The organism is Iodidimonas muriae, from assembly GCF_014647255.1.
In the GTDB taxonomy this organism is placed as follows: domain Bacteria; phylum Pseudomonadota; class Alphaproteobacteria; order Sphingomonadales; family Rhodothalassiaceae; genus Iodidimonas; species Iodidimonas muriae.
Genome location: NZ_BMOV01000003.1, coordinates 130,208 through 151,702 on the forward strand (window position 1 = coordinate 130,208; position 21,495 = coordinate 151,702).

Sequence of the window (21,495 nt, forward strand, 5' to 3'; positions counted from 1 at the left end):
GACCTTTTCAAGTGAAGGACACTTTATGACACGGCCCTATCGCGGCATTATTCTGGCAGGCGGTTCCGGCACACGGCTTTATCCGCTGACCCGGTCTGTCAGCAAACAACTGATGCCAGTTTATGACAAGCCGATGATCTATTATCCGCTATCAACGCTGATGCTGGCGGGGATCCGCGATATATTGATCATCACCACCCCCGAACACCAGACGCAATTCCAGCATTTGCTTGGCAATGGATCACAATTCGGCATTGATTTAAGCTATGCCACACAGCCCGAACCGGGCGGGCTGGCGCAAGCCTTCCTGATTGGCGAGCACTTTATCGGCAACGACCCCGTCAGCCTCATTCTTGGCGACAACATCTTTTATGGCCAAGGCTTTCGTACAGTCTTGGAAACAGCCACCAAACGGGATGTCGGGGCCACGGTATTTGGCTATTATGTCAAGGACCCCGAACGCTATGGCGTGGTGAGATTCGATGCCGAAGGCCGCGCCTGCGATATCGAAGAAAAACCACAAAAGCCCAAATCCCATTATGCAGTCACTGGGCTTTATTTCTATGACAATCAAGTGGTGGACATTGCCAAATCCATCCGGCCATCCCCCCGGGGAGAGCTGGAAATCACCGATGTGAACAAGCGCTATCTGGAAGCCAGAACCCTATCGGTGGAAACGCTGGGGCGTGGTTTTGCATGGCTTGATACCGGCACCCATGCCTCGCTTTTGGATGCGGCCGATTATGTCCGGGTGATCGAAGACCGGCAGGGATTGAAAATTGCCTGCCCCGAAGAAATCGCCTTCCGCATGGGCTATATCAGCGCTTCGGAGCTGGAATGCTTGGCGGCTCCTTTGCTGAAAAGCGGCTATGGCGATTATTTGATGCAAATCTTGCGCGGCGAGGGGGCACGATGAAAATTCTCCCCACCGCCTTGCCGGATGTCAAAATCATCGAGCCCAAAGTTTTTGGCGATAATCGCGGCTTTTTCATGGAAACATGGAACGCCCGACGCTTTGGCGAACTCGGTCTTCCCGACAAGTTTGTGCAAGACAATCATTCCCGCTCCACCGGCCCGGTTTTGCGCGGCTTGCATTATCAAATTGGCAAACCGCAAGGCAAATTGGTGCGCTGTATTGCCGGGGCCATTCTGGATGTGGCGGTCGATCTGCGCCGCCACTCCGCCGATTTTGGGCGCTGGGTAGGGGTGGAGCTTTCGGCGGACAATCATCGGCAGCTTTGGGTGCCACAAGGCTTTGCCCATGGGTTTCTGGTGCTGGGCGACAGCGCCGAAGTTTTTTATAAATGCACCGATTTTTATGCGCCTGCGTGCGAGCGTTCGGTCATCTGGAACGATCCGGAGATTGCCATTGATTGGCCTTTGAATGGCCGCCAGCCCCTTTTATCGGCCAAGGATGCAGCCGCGCCATGCCTTGCAGATGCCGAGGTCTATCCATGAAGATAATGATCACCGGCGCACAGGGCCAATTGGGCCGGGACCTGCAAGACACCGCCCCAAAAGATAGGGAACTGGTGGCGCTGGACCGAAGCCAACTGGATATTTGCGATGAAAGCGCTACCATGCGATGCTTGGAAGCGCACCGGCCCGATCTGGTGATCAATGGGGCAGCCTATACGGCAGTGGACAAAGCGGAAACTGCATCAGAGCAGGCCTTCGCCGTCAATGAACAAGGCGCGGCCAATCTTGCCAAAGCTGTGGGCGCTTCGGGGGCAAGACTGATCCATATTTCCACCGACTTTGTGTTCAGTGGCACCGCCAACACGGCCTATACGCCCGATGCCCGCACCCATCCGCTGAATATATATGGGGCAAGCAAACGCGCCGGTGAACAGGCCATTTTGCACCATATCCCGGATCGGGCTTTGATCGTGCGTACATCATGGCTGTATTCCGTTCATGGGGCGAATTTTGTCAAAACCATGCTGAAATTGATGGCCAGCCGCGATCAGCTATCTGTGGTGGCGGACCAGCTTGGAACCCCTTGCTGGGCGAAGGGGCTGGCGCATGCTTTATGGCGCTTGGCAGAAAAACCGCAAAACGGCATTCTACATTGGAGCGATGCGGGCGTTGCAAGCTGGTATGATTTTGCCGTCGCCATCATGGAAGAAGGGCTGGCGCTTGGGCTGCTGGACCACCCGGTTCCCGTCAGCCCCATCAAAAGCGTCGACTATCCCACTCCGGCCCGTCGCCCTGCTTTTTCCGTTCTGGACAGCACAGAGGGTTGGCAGAAATCCGCCACCACGCCGGTGCATTGGCGAACATCCCTACGCCAGATGCTATGTGCCTTTTCCCGACAGTCCGCCCCATATCCGCAAAAATAAACAAGGCAGGCCCAAAACGGGATGTGAACGGGATTTGGAAGGTTTAATCGCCCGGTGAATAGCCTCTGACCGGTCGCCAGCCCAAACGCTCCACCGACCATCCCCAAGACGCCCTACCCGGCGCGTCAATGGTCACAGCCACGTCAAAGCGTTGCAGGGTAAAGCGCCCCGGTGCGCCGGTGGCTGCGGTGATGGCTTTTGCGTCGCCAATGGGTGTGGCCTGCCAGCTCATGCGGGCATTATGGCCAAGTTCGGCGCGTCCTTCGGGCTGCAACATGGGATTGATGCTGGCCAGAATGGCCAAGGCGGTGCGATCCGCCTCCATGCTTTGCTGCGCCCGTTCCACCGCAATCGCCGCCCGTGATGCGCTTTGCTGCAAGCCGAACAAGGCTGCCAGCGCCGTTCCCAAAATCGCAAGGGCTACCAGAACCTCAAGGATCGTGAAGCCGCCATTGCGATCTGTACCCGCCCTTTTCGCAATCGTTGAAGCGGCTACAGGACTATGCCGCCCGCCCATCATTGCTGCTTGGGAATTCGGGTGCGAAGCTGAACCGGATCAGACAAGGAGCGGTTGATCTCGTCCGTCAGATAATCGACGAACCGCTCGCGGTCCTCGGATCCCCGGATGATATAGGCGGTGATGATCACCAACAGCTCCGTTCGTTCGATATTCAGAGAATCCACACTGAACAGGCTGCCAAGCCAGGGAATGTCTTTCAGTAACGGAATACCCGTATCGCCGCGGGTGATGCTTTCCCGGATCAAACCGCCCAAAACGGCTGTGCCGCCATCATCAAGGGTCAATTGGGTGCTCAAATTCCGGTTGGAAATGATCGGGCTGGCAATGGCCGTATTGGGATTGGGTAAAGCGCTGGACACTTCCTGGGTGATGGTCAGATCCACCCGTCCGGTGCTGTACACCACCGGCTCGATATTGAGCAAAACACCGGTGGAGCGAAATTGCACCGACTGCAACACATCGCGGGAGCCATCACCGCTTTGCTGGTCGGCTGCAGCCTGCGTGGTGATCACCGGAACATCCGACCCCACCTGAATATTCGCTGCGCCGCCTGAGCGGGCCACCAAGCGCGGCGTGGACAGCACATTCACCTGCTGGTTTTGCGCAAAAGCATTCAAGGCTGCCGACACATCGCCGCTGACAAAGCCGAGATTGAACCCGGACCCGGCAAGCCCCAAGCCGCCATCGGTACCAAAATTCACATCGGCGCCATTCGTCCCGATGGAATCCACAAAAAATTCAACGCCATAGCGCGTGTCGTCGGTCAATGTGACCTCGGCCACGGTCACTTCAATCAGCACTTCCGGCGTTGGCTGATCCAGCCGCTGCAGCAATTGCAGCAGCCTTTGATAATCACTGGCGGAACCAGAGAAAATCAGCCGGTTGCCCTGCGGGTCCACCACCAGACTGCTGGAATTGGAGGACCGCCCCCCCGTCCGGTTCTGGTTATTTGGACCAGCGGCACCGGGTGGCGGAATGTCGTCCGATGCACGCAGCCGGGTATTGTCCAGCACCGCATTGGCTGTTTCGGCGATCAATGTGGCATCAGCATTTTGCACATCATAAACAAAGATCTGATCCACATCGCCCTTTTCCGCAGGCTGATCGAGAACATTCAGCCAGTAAAGCACCCGGCTGCGGGCCTCTTCTTCCTTCACGAAAATCATCAGGCTATTGGAAAAAGGAACCGGCACCAGATGAATGGGGAGAATTTGCCGGTTTCCGTTCGAGGCCTGCCAGCCTTCAGACTGCAAAATGGTCTGCAATTGGGTGGCCAACTCATCGACTTGCCAGAAAATCGGCTTGAATTGCAGCACTTCGGAATCGGCAAAAGCCAGATCGTCCATGGTTTCGATAATATCGAGCGCCGCATCCACATCTTCGGGCAGCCCCGACAAAATCACCGATCCTGTGGCGCTGTCATTGGTCACTTCCAAGGCGCCGCCACGGGGAAAGGCCTGCAACAAAAGATTGCGCATATTGTTGGAATCGATGGCCTTCAGCTGCACAAACTGCACCACCGGACGCAAAGCCGCCGGGGTGCCCGGCCGGCTGCGAGAGCGAATGAAGCTGGGCCGTCTTTGCCGCGCACTGCTTTCGCCAATAACCACATAAAGCCCATGCTGGGCGCTGACACGGATGCCATAATCCTTCAGGGCCAAAGACACGAGGCTCAGAAAATCCGGAGCTGGGATCTCTCCCGAAGACCGCAATTGGATCACATCTTTACGCGATGCCACCTCGGGGCCGGTGGAATAGGGAACTTTCAAGATTTCGCCAAACACCACATCGATAAAGGCGGGCAAAGACAAAGGCGGCACAGAGGCATCCACCAGCCCATCGGGAATGGGCGGTGCCTGACCATCCTCTTCGGCGCGGCGGTCTGCGGCCTTGACCGACGGCACAGTATCGCGGCGCAAACGATCTTCGAAAGGTTTTTTCAGGCGCGGCGCATCATCGGCTCCGCTGCCGATCCGCGCATCTTCCGCCGCCTTCACTTCTGGCCGCTGGACCTGTTTCCCCAAGGTGTTTTCATTCACCTTCAGGTCGTCCTGTTTGTTTAATGTGCTACAGCTCGACAACAGCAAGCCAAATGCCACCGCTGTTGAAACAACCCGCATCCGCCCCCAAGGCGCTCCGGCACGTTCCCCCTCGTACGAGATCATAGAAAAACACCACGCATTGCAGGCACCAAAAAGCCCCCTTCAACAAGGGAAGGCCGGAAAAAAATCGAATCAGAACAGAGCATATCTTGTGCGTTCATTATGGTCACATCACGCGAGGGACGATAGGGCGCGGCACAGGCAGGGTCAATGTTTCTCGACCCCTTTCAAAAAGGCCGCATCGGGGATTTTAACAAATACCGGAAGATGCTGTACGGGATCGTCTTTATAGCGCACCTCGATGCCATCAAGCGTGATCGAAACGATCTCCCACCCTTCTTCCGGACTGGTATTTTCAGACCACCCGGCAACACGGCCATCGGCATGGCGCAGATAGATCATCGGCGTCCGGTCAACCAAGGCTGCGGCAATGATATCGGGAAACGGTTTTTTTTCAGGTCCGGACAGACGCCCATCAGCGCCTTCCGCTCCCCCCGCGGCACGGCCAGCCTTCGCCGCATAGTCTTCTTCGGGAACAGTCCCGAAAGCACCGTCTTTGAGCAGCAAATGGGTCAGGCTATAAAGATCATGGCCCGCCACAGCCAGCATCACCGCAGAGGGGGGCACGGGAGGCTGCCACGAGGATGCGGACACCATGTCGCGCCGATGGGCTGTTTGCGATGCCAGAAATGTTCCGGCCCCCACAATCACCCCCGCCAAAAACAAAAGTCCGGCCAAAGCAAGGAGACCGCGCAAACGCTCAACCGGCATATGCCTGCCTTTCCGCTACGCCGTTAAAGGCGGCTTTTTTGGGCGCAGCAAGGGCAGAAGAGGCCGCTGTTGCCGCAGGCTGGTCCTGAGCGGATTGGGCCTGAAATGGCGCAAATCCCGAAAGCCGGACATTGGATCTGCGTTTGGAGAAATTGGCATTCACATCGCCGGGAATCAGACGCGGTTGATGCAGCGCCATAGAAACCAGCACCATCACAATGGTCGCCTGATCGCCGCGTGCGGTCAGATCAAAGCGCAGACCACTTTGGCCATCAACGGTCAACACATCGGGGCTTACCTTGATATTGGATGCCTGCGCCCCAAGACCATTCACCAGCGCTTCCAATTCCCCTTGCACCATGGCGGCGGCGATACCCGGTGTCGGGGCGACCCACTGGCCTTTTTGCCAATCGGCCAAAGCCCCACGCGCCTGCTTTGCCCGTGAAGCCCAAAGAGTGCCATCATCCAGCCCCCGCAAGGAAAGTGCTTGCGACTGTGCGGCTTGTGCGCGACCGCTAGCCATCTGTGCCTGATCCTGCACCTGCAAATAAATCCAGAACAGCAAAAGACAGCCCAGCACCTTCAATCCCAGAAGCGTGCGGTCATTGCTTTGCTGCTTAAACCAGGATTTCCAGTCGGTCATCATCTTCTCTTTAGAAAGCCACAGTCTGTCTGCTGCCCATATGGCAAATCGGATAATGCAAAAGGTCCAAAGACGCACCTAATCGTAGCCAGCCTTTTATTGCAAGCACCATGGCGCAATGATAAATTCTGGATATGAAGGAAACCTTATAAAGGGAACCATCCATAAGCGCCATCCTGATGATCGCCCCATTCAGGACCATCCATCAGTACTGGCGCATATCATGCAAACTGGCGTATACCACGCGAAAAGCGCATAAAAAACCCTGCGCCAGCCAACCGGAAGCGATAGGGCTTGCGACCTTGAAGTCACTGTGATTACCTATAAAATCACATAAGGTATTAAAGATATCCTCGATGATTTTTATGGATCCGGCCCAGAGCGCGACGCACTAAAAAAAACGACTCGCAGACGCATCTACGAGCCGTTTTTAGCGTGCAAGACACACACACTTCAATTAAGCGAAGTGGGATGTTTTTATGGGTCGGACACACGAGGACCATCCACAAGTTACGAGAAAGTCCGTTGGAACGCAAGGTAGAAAGTGGCTCAGGACAAGGGACACAGGCTGGCTTCAGCCTGATGGAAATTATTGTCACACTGGCGCTGCTATCGCTGATTTCTACCATTTTATTTCAATCAGTTGTCACCCAATGGTCAAATATGCAACGGGTGTCTGCCGCCTTTGATCGCGCCCAAAGCCTGCCTTTGCGTGCGGCACTTTTTCGTGATGTGGCCCGTGAACTGGTGCCCGCATGGCCCAACAGCCCGGAACGCGTTTTCAATGGCGATGGGTCCGGCTTTGAAGGCATGACCTTACGTCCGTTATCTGCCGGAAACCGCAAGCTCACCGCGATAGAGATCGCGCTGGAAAACGACAGCACCCCGCAAAGACTGGTGATCGACACGGGCGACGGGCAACAAACGCTGGTCGAAGGCATCGAAAATGGCCAATTCGACTATTTCGGAATGGATGGCCAATGGCATGAGGCATGGCCGCCAAAAGCCAATCCGGGAAACGGCTTTTTCCAGGATCAGGCGTTCTTTCAGACACCGGCCCTGCCCGAAGCCATCCGCCTGCGTTTCCAGATAAGCGGCACTCCGGCCTTGTGGGTCGTCCCCCTTGAGAACCGCCACAGGCTCCCCTTTCGCCTTGAAGGCTCTTCTGCCAGTGGAGAGCTCTTTTGACAGTGGATCAAAGCCAAAAGCCCCCGCGTGAAAGATCTGCGGGCATCGTTTTGCCGATGGTGTTGGTGTTTGTTCTGGTCTTTGCCGCCATCGCCATGATCGGGGTCCGCGCCTCCCGCTCCGGACAGGCTCTTGTCTTGATGCAGCAACAAGACATTGCTGCCGAGCGGGCGCTTATGACCACCGAATCCCGCACCTTGTTTCTCTGGCTGACGGCGCAACCGCTTTTGGGGGGAATCACCTTATCCGAGGATGCAAAATTCAACGCCCTGAGCCTGCAAGACGGATTAAAGGCCCCGTCGGACGATAGCAATTTCTGGTCGGCGCGCGGCGGTATGCGTCTGGATAGCACCGGCATTGTGGTGCGTTATCAAGATACGGGCGGGCTGATTTCCCTCAATTCCAATATTGAACCGGAAATCCGGGTGCTGCTGGAAGCTTTTGACCAAAGCGGCAATGACGCCGCCCGTTTGGAAGCCCGCCTTCTTGATTATACAGATGCCAATAACAACCGCCGTTTTCTTGGGGCCGAAGCCCCCGCCTATCGCTTGCTCAACCGCCCTGCCCCCAGCCAATCGCCCCTGCGCAGTGCCATGGAAGCGCAAAATATTCTAGGCTGGGATGAAGTGCCTGTTCTCTGGCATAATGAACGGCTAATAACGGTGACCACAACAGATACCCGTTCCATCGGGCTTGTCACCGGGCTCATCGCACCGGAAGTGCGTGCCTTGTTGACAGACAAAGTGATCGAGGAGGAATTAAACGAAAGCAGCACCATGTTCGGACGACGACAGGCCAGTCCCACAGCCCGGGCACGGTTTAGTTTTTACGCCCCCGTCACCGGTCCATCGGGGGCACGCCTTATTGAACGCATCATCGAGGTGGAGCGTCGGGCCATTGCACCGGACCGACCTTTTTACCGTTTTTTCATCGGCGAGCGCCGACAGCCGCAGGATTACAATGACGCTTCGACAATCACTGAACCACTTATTCCGTCCGGCACTTGAAGCCTTGCACGAAGACGGTCGCGTCACAGCCCTGCAAAGCGGTGGTTTTTTTGGCGGGTCTGTGCTGGTCTTGCCGCGTGCATGGTGCCGCCATCAATTTTTCCCCGGCGATTTCCAGAACACCAAGGCCTTGCAAGCGCTGCAATTAAAGGTGCAATTCAACACCCCTTTCAAAAATCCCGGGCTGTATCTGCGCGCAGGCACATCGGGGGCCAGCGTCTGGACATGGGATCAAGATACGGTTTTCGCGCATATCCCCCCGAAATCCGGCAAAAGGCTGATCCCGGAAAGCGCCTTGTTTCCCGCCATCAATGCGCCGGACAGCCAGATAAGAAAGCTCGCATGCCTCAGCGGGGTTGAAGGACAGATCTGGAAAGACGGCAGCTTGAAAACCTCCCGCTGGTGGGCGCAAGAGCCCAATGCGCGGGATTGGCAGGCCTTTTTAAAAGCGGGCCGCTTGTCACCGGACAATCAGGAACAGCCCATAAAAACCACCAAGGCGGACATCACGACACCGCCCTTCATTGATGGGCCGCTTCTGCCTTGGCTGAAAAAAAGCATTACAGCCAATCTTGTCCCGATCGTCTTGTTGCTGTTTCTGGCCCCGTTCACCTATCAACTGACACAATGGGGCGCCGCCCTATGGTTGGAACGGCACTATCAAGGGCAATCGGCGCAAAAGCGCCAATCGGCCCAGCCCTTATTGGCAGACCGGCGTGATGCCCTGTCGGCCATCGGGTCCATTAACACGGCCATGTCTTTGGGCGATGAAAGCCTGTTGTTGCACGCCTTGATGGAATGGGTGCGCGTTCTGGACGGTTTCGAACTGGAAATCTCGCGGCTGCAATTTTCAGACAACAAGCTGGCGGTTTATGCCTCTGGAGAGGGCCAAAGCAAGGCCCCACAAATTGTTGAAGCATTGGAAAACAGCCCTGTCTGGAGCGATGTCAGCCTGCAACCCTCTGTTGGCAATACGGTGATCGTGCGTGGTATCCTTCATGCCTTTACCAGCCCCGAAGCGGCCCCCAAGCAGCCCACCGCCAACAGCGATCAAGGCGCATAAGCTGCTCATCACAAACGCGCTAGCCGGTTGTCATTTCTCGATAAAGTTCATAAATTCGCCCAAATTTGGTCTGATTTTTCTCCCCGTAGATGCACTGCCTTGACCGTGCCCATAAAGCCGAACAAAGAGGCAGAAAATACGAAAAGAAAAATCACGCCGGCGATCAGGGCATGATGAAGGAGAGAAAAAGGAATATCGGGCATGACCACCATCCCGGATCAACGCAACCTTGACAGGCTGCTTCATGGGGATCAAATGTCGTGCCAGATAAAGAGAAGGAAAGGGAGGGTCGCCTGACGACCGCCGTTTCAAAGGCCGGGGCGCTATGGCCAAGATTGGCTGGCATCCTGCACTGAACAAAATATATCAACCCGGGGCCGCTTATGCGGCATCGTGGAAACCGTCCAATTGAAAAGTCCGCTTATGCGGCAACGTCTTACCATCGGGTAGACGAGAAAGGAAGATCCGTGGCCGTTCCTATCCTGCAACAGATCCGCGTGGGGAGCTATATCCTCAAGCAAAAGCTGAAAGGCAATAAGCGCTATCCGCTTGTGCTGATGCTGGAGCCTTTGTTCCGCTGCAATCTTGCCTGTGCCGGCTGCGGAAAGATCGATTATCCCGATCCAATTCTCAACAAACGCCTGTCCGTGCAAGACTGTCTGGATGCCGCCGATGAGTGTGGCGCCCCCATTGTTGCCATTCCCGGTGGCGAACCATTGATCCATAAGGAAATTGGTGAAGTGGTGGCCGGATTGGTCAAGCGCAAGAAATTCGTATCCTTGTGCACCAATGCACTGCTGCTTGAAAAGAAATTGCATCTGTTCAAGCCCTCGCCTTATCTGTTCTTCTCGGTCCATCTGGATGGCCTGCAAGAAGAGCATGATAAATCGGTATGCCAAGACGGTGTCTTTGAAAAAGCCATCAAAGGCATCAAAGCGGCACAGGACAAAGGCTTTCAGGTCAATGTAAATGCCACCATTTTCGATGGTGCAAAGCCTGAGCGCGTGGCGGCCTTCCTTGATTATGCCAAGGAAATCGGTGTGGGTGTCACCATCTCGCCCGGCTATGCCTATGAACGCGCCCCCGATCAGGAGCATTTCCTCAACCGCAAGAAAACCAAGGAATTGTTCCGCGACATTCTGGCCCTGGGCAAAGGCCGCAAATGGACGCTCAACCATTCCAGCCTGTATCTGGATTTTCTGGCGGGCAATGAAAGCTACCATTGCACCCCTTGGGGCATGCCGACCCGCAATATCTTTGGCTGGCAAAAGCCGTGCTATCTGTTGGGCGAAGGCTTTGTCTCAAGCTACAAGGAATTGATGGAAACCACCGACTGGGACACCTATGGCACTGGCAATTATGAAAAATGCGCCAACTGCATGGCCCATTGCGGTTACGAGCCAACGGCGGCCTCCGATGCCCTTGCCCATCCGTTAAAAGCGCTGATGTCAGCCCTTCGTGGTCCGCGGACCACAGGGCCGATGGCCAAAGAAATCAATATGGATAATCAACGTCCGGCCAAATACATCTTTGACAATCAGGTGCAAGACTTCATGAGCGATGTGCATGAAGACAAGGCAAAAGCATCAGCCGCGAAGGCCAAATCCGGTAAAGACGCTTTGGCCAAGACGGCCTAGAACCTTCTGAGCGGCACTGCTTTGCCGCCCTAAACGCAGCAGCTCGGGGATCATCCCCGGGCTTGCCATAAGACCGCGCAGAACCGGCCAGACACGGACACTGCCATCGGGCCTCATTCCCAACAGGGCCGCTTGCGGAATTTCCTGATCGGCAGGATCGGCAATCACCCGCAAGGCAAGGAACGGCACCCCCGCCGCATTGGCCGCCTTGGCCACGCCGAAACTTTCCATATCCACGCCCACGGCCCGGCTTTCCCGGAACAATGCCCGCTTTGCCCCCTGGCTGGCAGCAGGCACCACCGCTTCCACAAGATCCCCAGCAACCGGGTTCAATCCCTCTTGTTCCAAAGTCGCCATGATCTGACGATGATGGTCAAGGGACACCGGCAAGATGCGGTTTTCGGCACTCCGCACAGCGGTGGCGACAATCACCTGACCGCTGCGTAAAGCCGGATCAAGCCCGCCAGCCAATCCCATGGACAACACCATATCCACGCCCTCGTCCAAAAGGGCATTGGCCGCATCACGGGCCCGGGAACGCCCGGGACCACTCGCCTTGATCCGGACGCGGTCAAGGCAGCCAGCAGCACGCGCCATCCCTGTCAGCACCTGCGCTTCAAACACAAGGCCGGTTACAATGCCAAGTCTGGTCATGATTTTACTCGTTACACCCAATATCGCCCTCCAAAAGGAGCGCGCCGTTAGTACAGATAATCCTCGAACGCCCGACTTGCATCGCCGTGCCAGCGCCCCTCATAGGCGGCCAGCATCTCATCGGCAAGGGTGCGATTGTCCTCAACGATCTGTCGCAAGGTGCACAAGAAATGCGCTTCCGTTTCATCGGCATCATTGCGCCGGTTGCGGGCATCCAGCCCCTGTGCGGCAATGTCGAGCACATCACGGGCCAGATCGCGCAAGCTGCGATTCCCCGGCACCGGTGTCGCCAAGCCCCATTTGGGCGCATTATCGCGCAATTGGCGCATCTCATCGAAGGTCCAGTCTTTCACCAGATCCCACGCCGCTGCTTGCGCTGTGCCATCATAAAGCAAACCGGCCCACAAGGCAGGCAAGGCACAAAGCCGCGCCCAAGGCCCGCCATCGGCCCCGCGCATTTCCAAAAAGGTTTTCAAGCGCACTTCTGGAAATACTGTGGTCAGATGGTCTTCCCAATCTTTCATGCAGGGCAGCAAGCCTTCATGACCGGGCAGTTTTCCGGCCATGAAATCGCGGAACGACAAACCCGACACATCATGCATCACCCCATCGCGTTCGATGAAATACATGGGCACATCAAGGGCATAATCCACATAGCGTTCGAACCCGAAGCCCTCTTCAAACACGAAAGGCAACATGCCCGTGCGGTCGGGATCGGTATCGGTCCATATTTGCGACCGAAAAGACAAAAACCCGCTGGGCTTGCCTTCCACAAAGGGGGAATTGGCGAACAGGGCCGTTGCCAAAGGCTGCAAAGCCAAACCGATGCGGAATTTTTGCACCATATCGGCTTCCGACCCGAAATCCAGATTCACCTGAACGGTGCAGGTACGCAGCATCATATCAAGGCCCATCGAGCCTTTTTTGGGCATATAGGCGCGCATGATATCGTAACGCGCTTTTGGCATGATGGGTATGTCATCGCGCTTGGCTGTGGGATGAAAGCCCATCCCTAAAAAGCCGATCCCCATCTCGTCACCAATGGCCTTCACCTGCGTAAGATGGCTGTTCACCTCCCGGCAGGTTTGATGAAGCGTTTCCAAAGGTGCGCCCGATAGCTCGAACTGACCGCCCGGCTCCAAGGTGATGGATGCCCCATCCTGCGCCAAAGCAATCAGGTTCTTGCCTTCATATTTCGGCGCCCAGCCAAAGTGCTGCAAACGCTCCAGAATAGCCCCGATCCCCCGCTCACCTTCATAGGGAATGGGGGCGTGGCTCTTGCGATCGAACACGAATTTTTCATGTTCGGACCCAATCCGCCAGCGCTCTTTTGGCTTTATTCCCCGTTCCAATGAAGTGACGAGGTCGGCCCTGCCAAGGGGCATGTGCGCATTATCGGCCATAAAGCCTAAGCTCCGCATAGAGTGATCGACGCATCGAATTAGGCGCTGCGATCAGCTATTGCAAGTCTGTCCGCACCAATTCATAGGCAGACGCAATCAGGGACAATGCGCTGATAGCCGCCGTTTCCGCTCGTAAAATCCGCGCTCCCAAACTGACGGAACAGGTTGCCCGGTGGGCGCAAATGGCCTCGCGCTCGGCAACAGTAAAGCCCCCTTCCGGGCCGATCAACAACCCGCAAGAGCCTAAACCATCACCGGATTGTGAAGATCTGAACCATAGCACGGACAACAAAAGCGGGGCAGTTCGCGCTTCATCACAAAAATATAGCGGCCTGTCATCTGGCCATGCTTTCAAAGCCGCGTCCAAACCCGTTGGGGGGTCGATCACCGGCGTACTCAAGCGCTCGCATTGCTCCGCCGCCTCTGCCGTGATGGACAAAAAGCGCTCCATTTTCACCCGCTCCGTATTGGTGCGTCCGGTGATCACCGGCATGAGTCGCGCCACCCCGAGTTCGGTGGCTTTTTCGACAATCAGGTCTGTTTTGGTGCGCTTTACCGGCGCGAAAAGCAGTGTCAGCCCCGGCAATGCCGGATCAAGGGATTGCGGCCGCGTTTGCCCTTCAACCATCAACTGTGCGGATTTGCGGTCGGCTTTGACAAGCCGCGCCAGCCATTCCCCGTCACGGCCATTGAACAGCAAAACAGTTGCCCCCACGGCCAGCCGCATCACAGACACCAGATAATGCGCCTGCTCCCGCCCCAAAATTATGGTGCGTTGGGTCAAAAGGTCGTCCGCGACATATAGTCGGATATGCGATGCTTTTTTGCTCATCAAGGATGCCTGCCGTTTCAAATGCGCGGCGTCAAGCCCGTGGGTTCTGTACTTCGCCCACAGGCGCGGTTAGCATCCTTTCTGAAGTATAAAGAAAGGGGCACACAATGCGCATGCTGATCCTTGTTTTCGGGCTTTTCCTGATGGCTTCAAGCGCCAAGGCCCACACCATCATCCACGCTGGAACCGTGATTACCGATCCACGGGAAACGCCATTACAGGAACAATCGATCATCATTGCCGATGGCAAGATCGAACGGATCGAAGCGGGCTATCTCAAAGGCGACCCCGCCCATGACACGGTGATCGACCTTAGATCCGCCACGGTGCTGCCCGGCCTGATTGACATGCACACCCATATCCTGTTCGAGTTGAGCCCCACTTCCGCCCTTCAACGCCTGAAGATGAGCGCCACCGATGCCGCCATGCAAGGCGCCCTCTACGCAAAGCGCACATTGGAGGCGGGCTTTACCACCGTCCGCGATCTGGGTGATGAGCCAGAGGCCATTTACGGCCTGCGCGATGCCATCCACAAAGGCTATGTGGCCGGTCCGCGCATCATTGCGGCGGGCAACAGCATATCCGGCACCGGCGGCCATGCGGATGTGGATGGCTATAATGCCGAAATCGTCCATATGCTTACCCCCGACACCATTTGCGATGGCCCCTATGATTGCCGCAGGGCCGTGCGCGAAACGGTGAAATACGGAGCGGATGTGATCAAGATCACCTCCACCGGCGGCGTGCTTTCCGATTCCGCCACCGGCCTGATGCAGCAGATGAAAGACGACGAAATCGCCGAGATCATCTCCACCGCCCATTCACTGGGCCGCAAAGTGGCCGCCCATGCCCATGGGGCCGATGGCATCAATGCCGCCTTGGAGGCCGGTATCGATTCCATCGAACATGGCTCCATGCTGGATGAACGCTCCATCACCCTGTTCAAGGAAAGCGAGGCCTATCTGGTGCCCACCTTGCTGGCAGGGAAAACCGTGGTGGATAAAATCCGCGAACAGAATTTTCTCCCCCCCGCCATCCGCGAAAAGGCATTGGGCCTGCCGCCCATTGTGATGGAAAATGTCGGGAAAGCCTATAAAGGCGGTGTGAAAATCGCTTTCGGTACCGATAGCGGCGTGTCGACCCATGGCACCAATGCGCAGGAATTCCTGTTGATGCGCGATCTGGGCATGAGCAACAGCGAAATGATCGCAGCCGCCACGGTGAATGCCGCCGATCTTCTGGGGATGAGCGATCGTCTGGGAACGCTGGCACCGGGCAAAGCCGCCGATATCATTGCCGTATCCACCAACCCTTTGGAAAATATCGAAGCCCTGTTGGATGTGGGCTTTGTGATGGGCGCAGGACGGGTGGCGAAAAACACCTTCTGATCCTGACCCATAATATATTGCGTGCGTCCTCTAACAGAAAGCCTTGCCATGCCCGGCTCATCGCGTCTTCGTCGTTCCGTTCTCTATATGCCCGGTGCCAACAGCCGGGCGTTGGAAAAGGCCCGCACCCTGCCCTGCGACGGGGTCATCCTCGATCTTGAGGATGCGGTGGCTCCCGATGCCAAGGCCAAGGCTCGCCAGCAAATTGCCGAGGCATTGACCGCAGGCGGCTATGGAACACGGGAAGTGATCGTGCGCATCAACAGCCTTGATGGCCCATGGGGGCGCGAGGATCTGGCCGCCTTTGCATCGTGCCGTCCCGATGCGATCTTGTTGCCAAAGGTGGAAAGCCCGCAGCAGCTTTGTGATCTCGATGAGGCCATGAAAAAGTTGGGCTATGATCCGGAGACGGCCATCTGGGCGATGATGGAAACCCCGCGTGGCATCTTGGCGGCGGATAAAATCGCGGCAGGAACGGATCGTTTGGCGTGCTTTGTGATGGGCACAAATGATCTGGCGAAAGACTTGCACCTTACCCCCACCCCTGCCCGCGAAGGCTTTGCCACCAGTTTCGGTCTGGCCTTGCTGGCGGCCCGCGCCTTTGGGCTGGCTATTCTGGATGGGGTTTACGGCGATTTGCAGAATACAGAGGGTTTTGAACAGGAATGTCGCCAAGGTGTCATGCTGGGATTTGATGGCAAAACGCTGGTGCATCCCAAACAGATCGGCCCGGCCAATGATCTGTTCCGCCCCTCGGCAGACGCCATCGCCCACGCCACACGCATGGTGACCGCATGGAAAGACGCCGAAGCGCAAGGCAAAGGGGTGGCAACGCTGGACGGCAAAATGATCGAACATCTGCATATTCAGGACGCCCAACGCCTGCTCGCCCTCGACCACGCCATCAAGGAGCGGGGATAGCCCTTACCGAATGTCTTTCCTCGTCTTTTCTCAACACGACACTCGTTTCAAAGTGAAATCTATTGGCAATAACCGAATTTTTCGTTTCTAATTTCACACCAATTTAACAAATTATTATTATCTTATATATCGTAGGCTGATTGCTTGCGCTCATTTATCGCTCAGTGCTATATATAAATATAACGACGCACATTTAGAATTTCGGGACAGGTCATGGGCACACCATACAAATCGCCGTTAGGAATTAACGCGTCAAAAACGGACATTGAATCTTTTGCAGAAGATGTTGCGCAAAAAGCTGGCTTCAATCCCGGGGATAGCATCGAGAAACTCGTGGAGCGCTCTGGCGGGAAGCTAGAAGTGGGTTCTAGCGGATCTGGCGATGATGAAAGTGGATCAATTGTCGCCCGTGCGATGAATGACTACACCATTTATCTTTCGCGACACACGTCCTTGGCACGCGACCGCTTTACAATTGCTCATGAATTAGGCCATCTTTTACTGCATTTTAGAAAAATCCAGGAGGAAAACCCTGGCGCTGTGATGAGGGCAACCCGTTGGGTTGACGAAAACGACGAACAACAAAAAAGAGCAGAGTGGGAAGCAAATTGGTTTGCCGCGGCCTTTTTAATGCCTGCTGAAAAATTCACGGATTTTTTCAACGAAAACGATAAGAATCTAGACGCCACTGCTAATCATTTCAGGGTAAGCGTCGCTGCTGCTGAAATCAGATCTAAATCGCTTGGACTTTCTACTTAAGAAAATTTAAATATGCAGGAAAACCTTACCAAGCCCGATTATCGGGTTAGGCTGTTTTTGTCAGTAGACCTTACCGGATCGACACAGTTTAAATCGCAAGAAGGAAAGACCAACTTTGATTGGCTTAAAATCTTTCAAAGATTTTATGGAGAATTTCCTTGTGAGTTTGCAAAAAACTACTCGAAAATCTGTGAAGATATAACGGAAATTTGTGATCTCGAACGCAAATCTGCACCAAAAGTGTGGAAGACCATTGGTGATGAGATTCTATTTGTAAATCGCATAAACAGCATCACCCATTTAGGTGCGTGCATCACAGCATTTTCAAAAACACTTATAGATTTTGGCACTGAAATTAATAGCGCCCATTCATTAAACACAAAAGGGAATGGTTGGATTGCCGCTTTTCCCCACCCAAATTGTAGCATCAAGCTTTCACGAGATAATCTTGAAGATCCGTTAAGTGGAAAAAACGACATACTGACCGAAGAATTTGAAAAACAAGTAGATGAAAATCCACATGAATTTGATTTTCTTGGAAAGGGAATTGATGGTGGTTTTCGAATCTCACGAAACGCGACCATAGATACATTCACCATCTCACCAGCATTGGCACTGCTTCTTTGTCAAGCAAAACGAAACAAAGATACAACTAAATTTAACTGTGATCTTTATTTCCATGAAATGCAGCAACTAAAGGGCGTGGTAAATAACAATCCATATCCAATCATCTCAATTGATACAAACAGAGACAATCGCAAAAAAGAAATAAATGAATTACAGTCTAATCTTTTGGGATCGCCAAAAAATACAGATAATGATAGATTACAAAAATACTTAGAAAAATATATTGATTATCATGGAATAGAAAAACCACAATTAAGACTATTTTCCAGTAAATCTAAAATTTCCTACCCAGAACATTATCATAATTATATAGAAAAATGGGAATTAGAAAAAGAAAAAATACAAAAAGCAGAAAAAAATGAAGAAGAATCTATCGGAATAGATATGTCTGAGTCAAACACTAAAGTTATGACAAAGGAACTGATACAGATACTACTAGAAAGCTTTAAAATAGACAGAAAAGATTGAAATTAATTGCTAGCTGATACCAGCAGGGCGCGCATGTTGCCTTGACCATTTATTTTTCCAAACATGTGCCTACTCGCCCTCGACCACGCCATCAGGGAGCGGGGGTAAAGAAACGATCCAGTCCCCATTCTTTCGTCACCCCCGGACGTGATCCAGGGGTCAAGTGCGGCGGGGCCGGGGTGCTCCATCAACAAAGAACTAAATTCCCGGGTCAAGCCCGGGAATGACGACCAAAATCGGGAATGACGTTAGAAGGGCTGGTCTTGCAACAAAAGGGCGTGGCGTTGCAACACAGACTGGATTTGGGGGGAAAGTTCGGGCATGGCGATGCGGTATTATCCCCTCCCATTTTGGGCAAGATTGCCCTGCTCACGCAATCGCGCCTTGCGCCATCGCCCTCTGGCCGCTACACCAAAGTGCAACCGTTTTTAATGTGCCCCTCAAGGCCTTTATCTTCATCCATGAAACCTTTAGCCTTTCTGGCTATGGTTTCGTTTCTTATCGTTGCCGCGTAAGGCTTTCGCCCAAGAATACGCGCAGGAACATATGCGTTCAGGGAGCTTGCTGATGGCCAGCACACATCGTCCTTTATCTCCGCATCTGCAAATCTGGCGGTGGGGCCTGCATATGGGCCTTTCCATTTCCCACCGTGTAACCGGATCGGGCAATGCCGTTGGTGCCCTTATCCTTGTCTGGGGATTTTGCGCCCTTGCCACCGGGCCGGAAGCCTTTGCCTTCTTCATGGATGTGATGACCAGCCTTTTGGGCCGCATCGTTTTGTTCGGCGTTACCTTATCGGTGATGCTGCATTTGTGCACCGGCGTTCGCCATCTGATTATGGATAGCGGGCGCGGGCTGGACATTGAAACCAACCGCAAGCTTGGCTATGCGGCCATAATTGTCGCGATTGTGCTCACGCTGGGCCTGTGGGGTGGTACCTACTGGTTCGCTGGCGCATTGTAAGAGGGAGGCAGATCATGTCGAAATTCCGCACGCCGATCTCGAAAGTTCGCGGCTTTGGCTCGGCCAAATCCGGCGCAGTGCATTGGTGGCACCAAAAAATGACCGCCATTGCCAATCTTTTTCTTGTTTTGTGGTTTGCCTTCTCGATCATGTCGCTGGGCGGGGCCGATTACGCCACCTTCATCTGGTGGGTACGCGACCCTCTCGTGACAGTGCTTTTGGTCCTGATGATCGCAAGCCTGTTTTATCATTTCCGGTTGGGCCTGCAGGTGGTGATCGAAGATTATGTGCATAATGAGGGAACGAAAGCCGTCAGCCTCATTGCGCTCAACCTTGTCACCGCCGGATTGGCCTTGCTCGGCATCCTGTCTGTTCTCAAAGTGTCTTTCGGGGGATGACGCCCATGTCCGCTGCCTATCCGATTATCGATCACACATTTGATGCCGTGGTGGTCGGCGCTGGGGGCTCCGGCCTGCGCGCCACCATGGGTATTTCGCAAGCCGGCCTGAAAACCGCCTGCATCACCAAGGTATTTCCCACCCGGTCCCATACCGTGGCCGCACAGGGCGGCATTGCCGCTGCCCTTGGCAATATGGGCGACGATACCTGGCAATGGCATGCCTATGACACCGTCAAAGGCTCGGACTGGCTGGGCGATCAGGATGCCATCGAGTATCTTTGCCGCGAAGCCCCCAAGGCCGTTTACGAGCTTGAACATTTCGGCGTGCCCTTTTCGCGCACCGAAGAAGGCAAGATCTATCAGCGCGCCTTTGGCGGCATGACCACGAAATATGGTGAAGGCCCGCCCGCACAGCGCACCTGCGCCGCCGCTGACCGGACCGGCCATGCCATGCTGCATGCGCTTTATCAGCAAAGCCTGAAAAACAAGACCGACTTTTTCATCGAATATTTCGCCATCGATCTGATCATGGACGATGAAGGCCAGTGCCGGGGCGTGATTGCCATCTGCATGGAGGATGGCTCGATCCATCGCTTCCAGTCCCATGCGGTGGTGTTGGCAACCGGCGGTTATGGCCGGGCGTTCTTCTCGGCCACATCGGCCCATACCTGCACCGGCGACGGCGGCGGTATGGTGCTGCGGGCCGGCCTTTCGCTTCAGGATATGGAATTCGTGCAATTCCATCCCACCGGCGTTTATGGCGCGGGCGTTCTGATCACCGAAGGGGCGCGCGGCGAAGGCGGCTATCTCACCAATTCCAAGGGTGAGCGCTTCATGGAACGCTATGCGCCTTCAGCCAAGGATTTGGCCAGCCGCGATGTGGTGTCGCGCTCTATGGCACAGGAAATCCGTGAAGGCCGCGGCGTGGGCGATGAAGGGGATCATATCCACCTGCATCTGGACCATCTGGACCCTGCAATCCTTGCCGAACGCCTGCCCGGCATTTCAGAATCTGCCAAGATTTTTGCCGGTGTGGATGTGCGCAAGGAACCGATCCCCGTGGTGCCCACCGTGCATTACAATATGGGCGGTATTCCCACCAATTATCATGGCGAAGTGGTGAACCCCACCTCCGGCGACCCCGACCGTGTGGTGCCCGGCCTGTTCGCTGTGGGCGAAGCGGCGTGCGTTTCCGTACATGGTGCCAACCGTCTTGGCTCCAATTCGCTGATCGACCTTGTGGTGTTTGGCCGCGCCACCGCGTTCCGCGTGGCCGAAACGGTGAAAGCCAACACCAACCACAAGCCCTTGCCGAAAAACAATGCCGAAATGGCTCTGGGGCGTCTGGATCATTTCCGCAATGCCAATGGCGGCTCACCCACCCCGGAAGTGCGCTTGCATATGCAAAAAACCATGCAGGCCAATTGCGGCGTGTTCCGCACCGAGGAGGTGCTGCAAGAGGGCAAGGTGAAGATGGACGAGGTCTATGCCCGCATGGACGATCTCCATGTCTCTGACCGCTCGTTGATCTGGAATTCCGATCTCATTGAAACGCTGGAGCTGGACAATCTGATCGGTCAGGCGATGGTCACCATGCACTGTGCGGAAAACCGCCATGAATCACGCGGCGCGCATATGCATGAAGATTATCCCAAGCGCAATGATGACGAATGGATGAAGCATACGGTGACGCGCTTTGCCGATGGCAAGGTGAGCATCGATTACCGCCCCGTGCACGACTATACGTTATCGGACGAATTTGAATATGTGAAGCCGAAGGAACGCGTCTACTAATTTCGCGCAAATT

General features: G+C 54.9%; 22 protein-coding genes. 14 read left to right on the forward strand and 8 right to left on the reverse strand.

The window, feature by feature from the left end; all coding sequences use genetic code 11:
- The first annotated feature begins 25 nt into the window (after window positions 1–25).
- From rfbA to rfbD, 3 genes are read left to right on the forward strand one after another with little or no spacing between them, the layout of a single operon-like run.
- A complete protein-coding gene (rfbA, locus tag IEX96_RS05525) occupies window positions 26–916 on the forward strand; it encodes a glucose-1-phosphate thymidylyltransferase RfbA (protein ID WP_188873596.1) in 891 nt (296 codons plus the stop codon).
- The gene (rfbC, locus tag IEX96_RS05530; RefSeq protein ID WP_150005010.1) at window positions 913–1,458 is read left to right on the forward strand and encodes a dTDP-4-dehydrorhamnose 3,5-epimerase; all 546 of its coding nucleotides are present in this window, start codon (window positions 913–915) and stop codon (window positions 1,456–1,458) included. The genes rfbA and rfbC overlap by 4 nt, the downstream gene beginning before the upstream one ends.
- Entirely contained in the window at window positions 1,455–2,342 is an 888-nt protein-coding gene (gene rfbD, locus IEX96_RS05535; RefSeq protein WP_188873597.1) for a dTDP-4-dehydrorhamnose reductase, read from the forward strand. The genes rfbC and rfbD overlap by 4 nt, the downstream gene beginning before the upstream one ends.
- Before the next feature lie 43 nt (window positions 2,343–2,385).
- Here the strand turns inward: rfbD and IEX96_RS05540 are convergent, their stop codons facing one another.
- The 4 genes from IEX96_RS05540 to IEX96_RS05555 all read right to left on the reverse strand — a co-directional run bounded on the left by IEX96_RS05540 (window position 2,386) and on the right by IEX96_RS05555 (window position 6,378).
- Complete coding sequence (locus tag IEX96_RS05540) at window positions 2,386–2,859, reverse strand: type II secretion system protein (protein ID WP_150005009.1); 474 nt, start codon at window positions 2,857–2,859, stop codon at window positions 2,386–2,388.
- The gene (locus IEX96_RS05545; protein ID WP_188873598.1) at window positions 2,859–5,027 is read right to left on the reverse strand and encodes a secretin GspD/PilQ domain-containing protein; all 2,169 of its coding nucleotides are present in this window, start codon (window positions 5,025–5,027) and stop codon (window positions 2,859–2,861) included. The genes IEX96_RS05540 and IEX96_RS05545 overlap by 1 nt, the downstream gene beginning before the upstream one ends.
- Before the next feature lie 144 nt (window positions 5,028–5,171).
- Window positions 5,172–5,735 carry a hypothetical protein gene (locus IEX96_RS05550; RefSeq protein ID WP_150005006.1) on the reverse strand — a complete coding sequence of 188 codons (564 nt, stop codon included), beginning with the start codon at window positions 5,733–5,735 and terminating at the stop codon, window positions 5,172–5,174.
- Entirely contained in the window at window positions 5,725–6,378 is a 654-nt protein-coding gene (locus IEX96_RS05555) for a hypothetical protein (protein WP_150005005.1), read from the reverse strand. Before IEX96_RS05555 ends, IEX96_RS05550 begins: the two co-directional genes overlap by 11 nt.
- Before the next feature lie 525 nt (window positions 6,379–6,903).
- Between IEX96_RS05555 and IEX96_RS05560 the strand changes: the two genes are divergently transcribed.
- Genes IEX96_RS05560 through IEX96_RS05570 form a run of 3 tightly spaced genes read left to right on the forward strand, consistent with a single transcriptional unit; the run spans window position 6,904 to window position 9,636 of the window.
- Window positions 6,904–7,566: a prepilin-type N-terminal cleavage/methylation domain-containing protein gene (locus IEX96_RS05560; RefSeq protein ID WP_188873599.1), complete on the forward strand. Its 663-nt coding sequence runs from the start codon at window positions 6,904–6,906 to the stop codon at window positions 7,564–7,566.
- A complete protein-coding gene (locus IEX96_RS05565) occupies window positions 7,563–8,573 on the forward strand; it encodes a general secretion pathway protein GspK (protein ID WP_150005003.1) in 1,011 nt (336 codons plus the stop codon). The genes IEX96_RS05560 and IEX96_RS05565 overlap by 4 nt, the downstream gene beginning before the upstream one ends.
- Window positions 8,527–9,636: a hypothetical protein gene (locus tag IEX96_RS05570; RefSeq protein ID WP_150005002.1), complete on the forward strand. Its 1,110-nt coding sequence runs from the start codon at window positions 8,527–8,529 to the stop codon at window positions 9,634–9,636. Before IEX96_RS05565 ends, IEX96_RS05570 begins: the two co-directional genes overlap by 47 nt.
- A 47-nt stretch (window positions 9,637–9,683) precedes the next feature.
- Here the strand turns inward: IEX96_RS05570 and IEX96_RS05575 are convergent, their stop codons facing one another.
- Window positions 9,684–9,839 carry a hypothetical protein gene (locus tag IEX96_RS05575; RefSeq protein WP_188873600.1) on the reverse strand — a complete coding sequence of 52 codons (156 nt, stop codon included), beginning with the start codon at window positions 9,837–9,839 and terminating at the stop codon, window positions 9,684–9,686.
- Window positions 9,840–10,103: 264 nt separating this feature from the next.
- On the opposite strand from IEX96_RS05575, the gene hpnH reads away from it, so the two are divergent.
- Entirely contained in the window at window positions 10,104–11,273 is a 1,170-nt protein-coding gene (hpnH, locus tag IEX96_RS05580; protein WP_150005001.1) for an adenosyl-hopene transferase HpnH, read from the forward strand.
- On the opposite strand, the gene IEX96_RS05585 is transcribed toward hpnH, so the two are convergent.
- Genes IEX96_RS05585 through IEX96_RS05595 form a run of 3 tightly spaced genes read right to left on the reverse strand, consistent with a single transcriptional unit; the run spans window position 11,223 to window position 14,162 of the window.
- The gene (locus IEX96_RS05585) at window positions 11,223–11,927 is read right to left on the reverse strand and encodes a phosphorylase family protein (protein WP_150005000.1); all 705 of its coding nucleotides are present in this window, start codon (window positions 11,925–11,927) and stop codon (window positions 11,223–11,225) included. The genes hpnH and IEX96_RS05585 overlap by 51 nt on opposite strands.
- A gap of 47 nt (window positions 11,928–11,974) precedes the next feature.
- On the reverse strand, window positions 11,975–13,330 hold the full coding sequence (locus tag IEX96_RS05590) for a glutamate--cysteine ligase (RefSeq protein ID WP_229773558.1): 1,356 nt from the start codon (window positions 13,328–13,330) through the stop codon (window positions 11,975–11,977).
- 55 nt (window positions 13,331–13,385) lie between these two features.
- Window positions 13,386–14,162 (reverse strand): 16S rRNA (uracil(1498)-N(3))-methyltransferase, encoded by a 777-nt coding sequence (locus tag IEX96_RS05595; protein WP_150004998.1) that lies wholly within the window; start codon window positions 14,160–14,162, stop codon window positions 13,386–13,388.
- 107 nt (window positions 14,163–14,269) lie between these two features.
- Between IEX96_RS05595 and IEX96_RS05600 the strand changes: the two genes are divergently transcribed.
- From IEX96_RS05600 to sdhA, 7 genes are all read left to right on the forward strand, one after another.
- Entirely contained in the window at window positions 14,270–15,550 is a 1,281-nt protein-coding gene (locus IEX96_RS05600; protein WP_188873601.1) for an amidohydrolase family protein, read from the forward strand.
- 48 nt (window positions 15,551–15,598) lie between these two features.
- Window positions 15,599–16,471: an HpcH/HpaI aldolase/citrate lyase family protein gene (locus tag IEX96_RS05605; RefSeq protein ID WP_188873602.1), complete on the forward strand. Its 873-nt coding sequence runs from the start codon at window positions 15,599–15,601 to the stop codon at window positions 16,469–16,471.
- A 213-nt stretch (window positions 16,472–16,684) separates the two neighbouring features.
- A complete protein-coding gene (locus IEX96_RS05610; RefSeq protein ID WP_150004996.1) occupies window positions 16,685–17,230 on the forward strand; it encodes an ImmA/IrrE family metallo-endopeptidase in 546 nt (181 codons plus the stop codon).
- A gap of 12 nt (window positions 17,231–17,242) precedes the next feature.
- Window positions 17,243–18,325 carry a hypothetical protein gene (locus tag IEX96_RS05615; RefSeq protein WP_188873603.1) on the forward strand — a complete coding sequence of 361 codons (1,083 nt, stop codon included), beginning with the start codon at window positions 17,243–17,245 and terminating at the stop codon, window positions 18,323–18,325.
- Between the two features lie 567 nt (window positions 18,326–18,892).
- On the forward strand, window positions 18,893–19,288 hold the full coding sequence (sdhC, locus tag IEX96_RS05620) for a succinate dehydrogenase, cytochrome b556 subunit (RefSeq protein WP_188873604.1): 396 nt from the start codon (window positions 18,893–18,895) through the stop codon (window positions 19,286–19,288).
- A 14-nt stretch (window positions 19,289–19,302) separates the two neighbouring features.
- The gene (sdhD, locus tag IEX96_RS05625; protein ID WP_150001160.1) at window positions 19,303–19,686 is read left to right on the forward strand and encodes a succinate dehydrogenase, hydrophobic membrane anchor protein; all 384 of its coding nucleotides are present in this window, start codon (window positions 19,303–19,305) and stop codon (window positions 19,684–19,686) included.
- A gap of 5 nt (window positions 19,687–19,691) precedes the next feature.
- Window positions 19,692–21,482 carry a succinate dehydrogenase flavoprotein subunit gene (gene sdhA, locus IEX96_RS05630; RefSeq protein ID WP_188873605.1) on the forward strand — a complete coding sequence of 597 codons (1,791 nt, stop codon included), beginning with the start codon at window positions 19,692–19,694 and terminating at the stop codon, window positions 21,480–21,482.
- The last annotated feature ends 13 nt before the right edge of the window (window positions 21,483–21,495 follow it).

What these genes read in the sequence shown, in the direction of transcription:
- rfbA (WP_188873596.1), top strand. Translation starts at nt 26, where the DNA reads ATGACACGGCCCTATCGCGGCATTATTCTGGCAGGCGGTTCCGGCACA.
- rfbC (WP_150005010.1), top strand. Translation starts at nt 913, where the DNA reads ATGAAAATTCTCCCCACCGCCTTGCCGGATGTCAAAATCATCGAGCCC.
- rfbD (WP_188873597.1), top strand. Translation starts at nt 1,455, where the DNA reads ATGAAGATAATGATCACCGGCGCACAGGGCCAATTGGGCCGGGACCTG.
- IEX96_RS05540 (WP_150005009.1), bottom strand. Translation starts at nt 2,859, where the DNA reads ATGGGCGGGCGGCATAGTCCTGTAGCCGCTTCAACGATTGCGAAAAGG.
- IEX96_RS05545 (WP_188873598.1), bottom strand. Translation starts at nt 5,027, where the DNA reads ATGATCTCGTACGAGGGGGAACGTGCCGGAGCGCCTTGGGGGCGGATG.
- IEX96_RS05550 (WP_150005006.1), bottom strand. Translation starts at nt 5,735, where the DNA reads ATGCCGGTTGAGCGTTTGCGCGGTCTCCTTGCTTTGGCCGGACTTTTG.
- IEX96_RS05555 (WP_150005005.1), bottom strand. Translation starts at nt 6,378, where the DNA reads ATGACCGACTGGAAATCCTGGTTTAAGCAGCAAAGCAATGACCGCACG.
- IEX96_RS05570 (WP_150005002.1), top strand. Translation starts at nt 8,527, where the DNA reads ATGACGCTTCGACAATCACTGAACCACTTATTCCGTCCGGCACTTGAA.
- IEX96_RS05575 (WP_188873600.1), bottom strand. Translation starts at nt 9,839, where the DNA reads ATGCCCGATATTCCTTTTTCTCTCCTTCATCATGCCCTGATCGCCGGC.
- IEX96_RS05585 (WP_150005000.1), bottom strand. Translation starts at nt 11,927, where the DNA reads ATGACCAGACTTGGCATTGTAACCGGCCTTGTGTTTGAAGCGCAGGTG.
- IEX96_RS05590 (WP_229773558.1), bottom strand. Translation starts at nt 13,330, where the DNA reads ATGGCCGATAATGCGCACATGCCCCTTGGCAGGGCCGACCTCGTCACT.
- IEX96_RS05595 (WP_150004998.1), bottom strand. Translation starts at nt 14,162, where the DNA reads ATGAGCAAAAAAGCATCGCATATCCGACTATATGTCGCGGACGACCTT.
- IEX96_RS05600 (WP_188873601.1), top strand. Translation starts at nt 14,270, where the DNA reads ATGCGCATGCTGATCCTTGTTTTCGGGCTTTTCCTGATGGCTTCAAGC.
- IEX96_RS05605 (WP_188873602.1), top strand. Translation starts at nt 15,599, where the DNA reads ATGCCCGGCTCATCGCGTCTTCGTCGTTCCGTTCTCTATATGCCCGGT.
- IEX96_RS05610 (WP_150004996.1), top strand. Translation starts at nt 16,685, where the DNA reads ATGGGCACACCATACAAATCGCCGTTAGGAATTAACGCGTCAAAAACG.
- IEX96_RS05615 (WP_188873603.1), top strand. Translation starts at nt 17,243, where the DNA reads ATGCAGGAAAACCTTACCAAGCCCGATTATCGGGTTAGGCTGTTTTTG.
- sdhC (WP_188873604.1), top strand. Translation starts at nt 18,893, where the DNA reads ATGGCCAGCACACATCGTCCTTTATCTCCGCATCTGCAAATCTGGCGG.
- sdhD (WP_150001160.1), top strand. Translation starts at nt 19,303, where the DNA reads ATGTCGAAATTCCGCACGCCGATCTCGAAAGTTCGCGGCTTTGGCTCG.
- sdhA (WP_188873605.1), top strand. Translation starts at nt 19,692, where the DNA reads ATGTCCGCTGCCTATCCGATTATCGATCACACATTTGATGCCGTGGTG.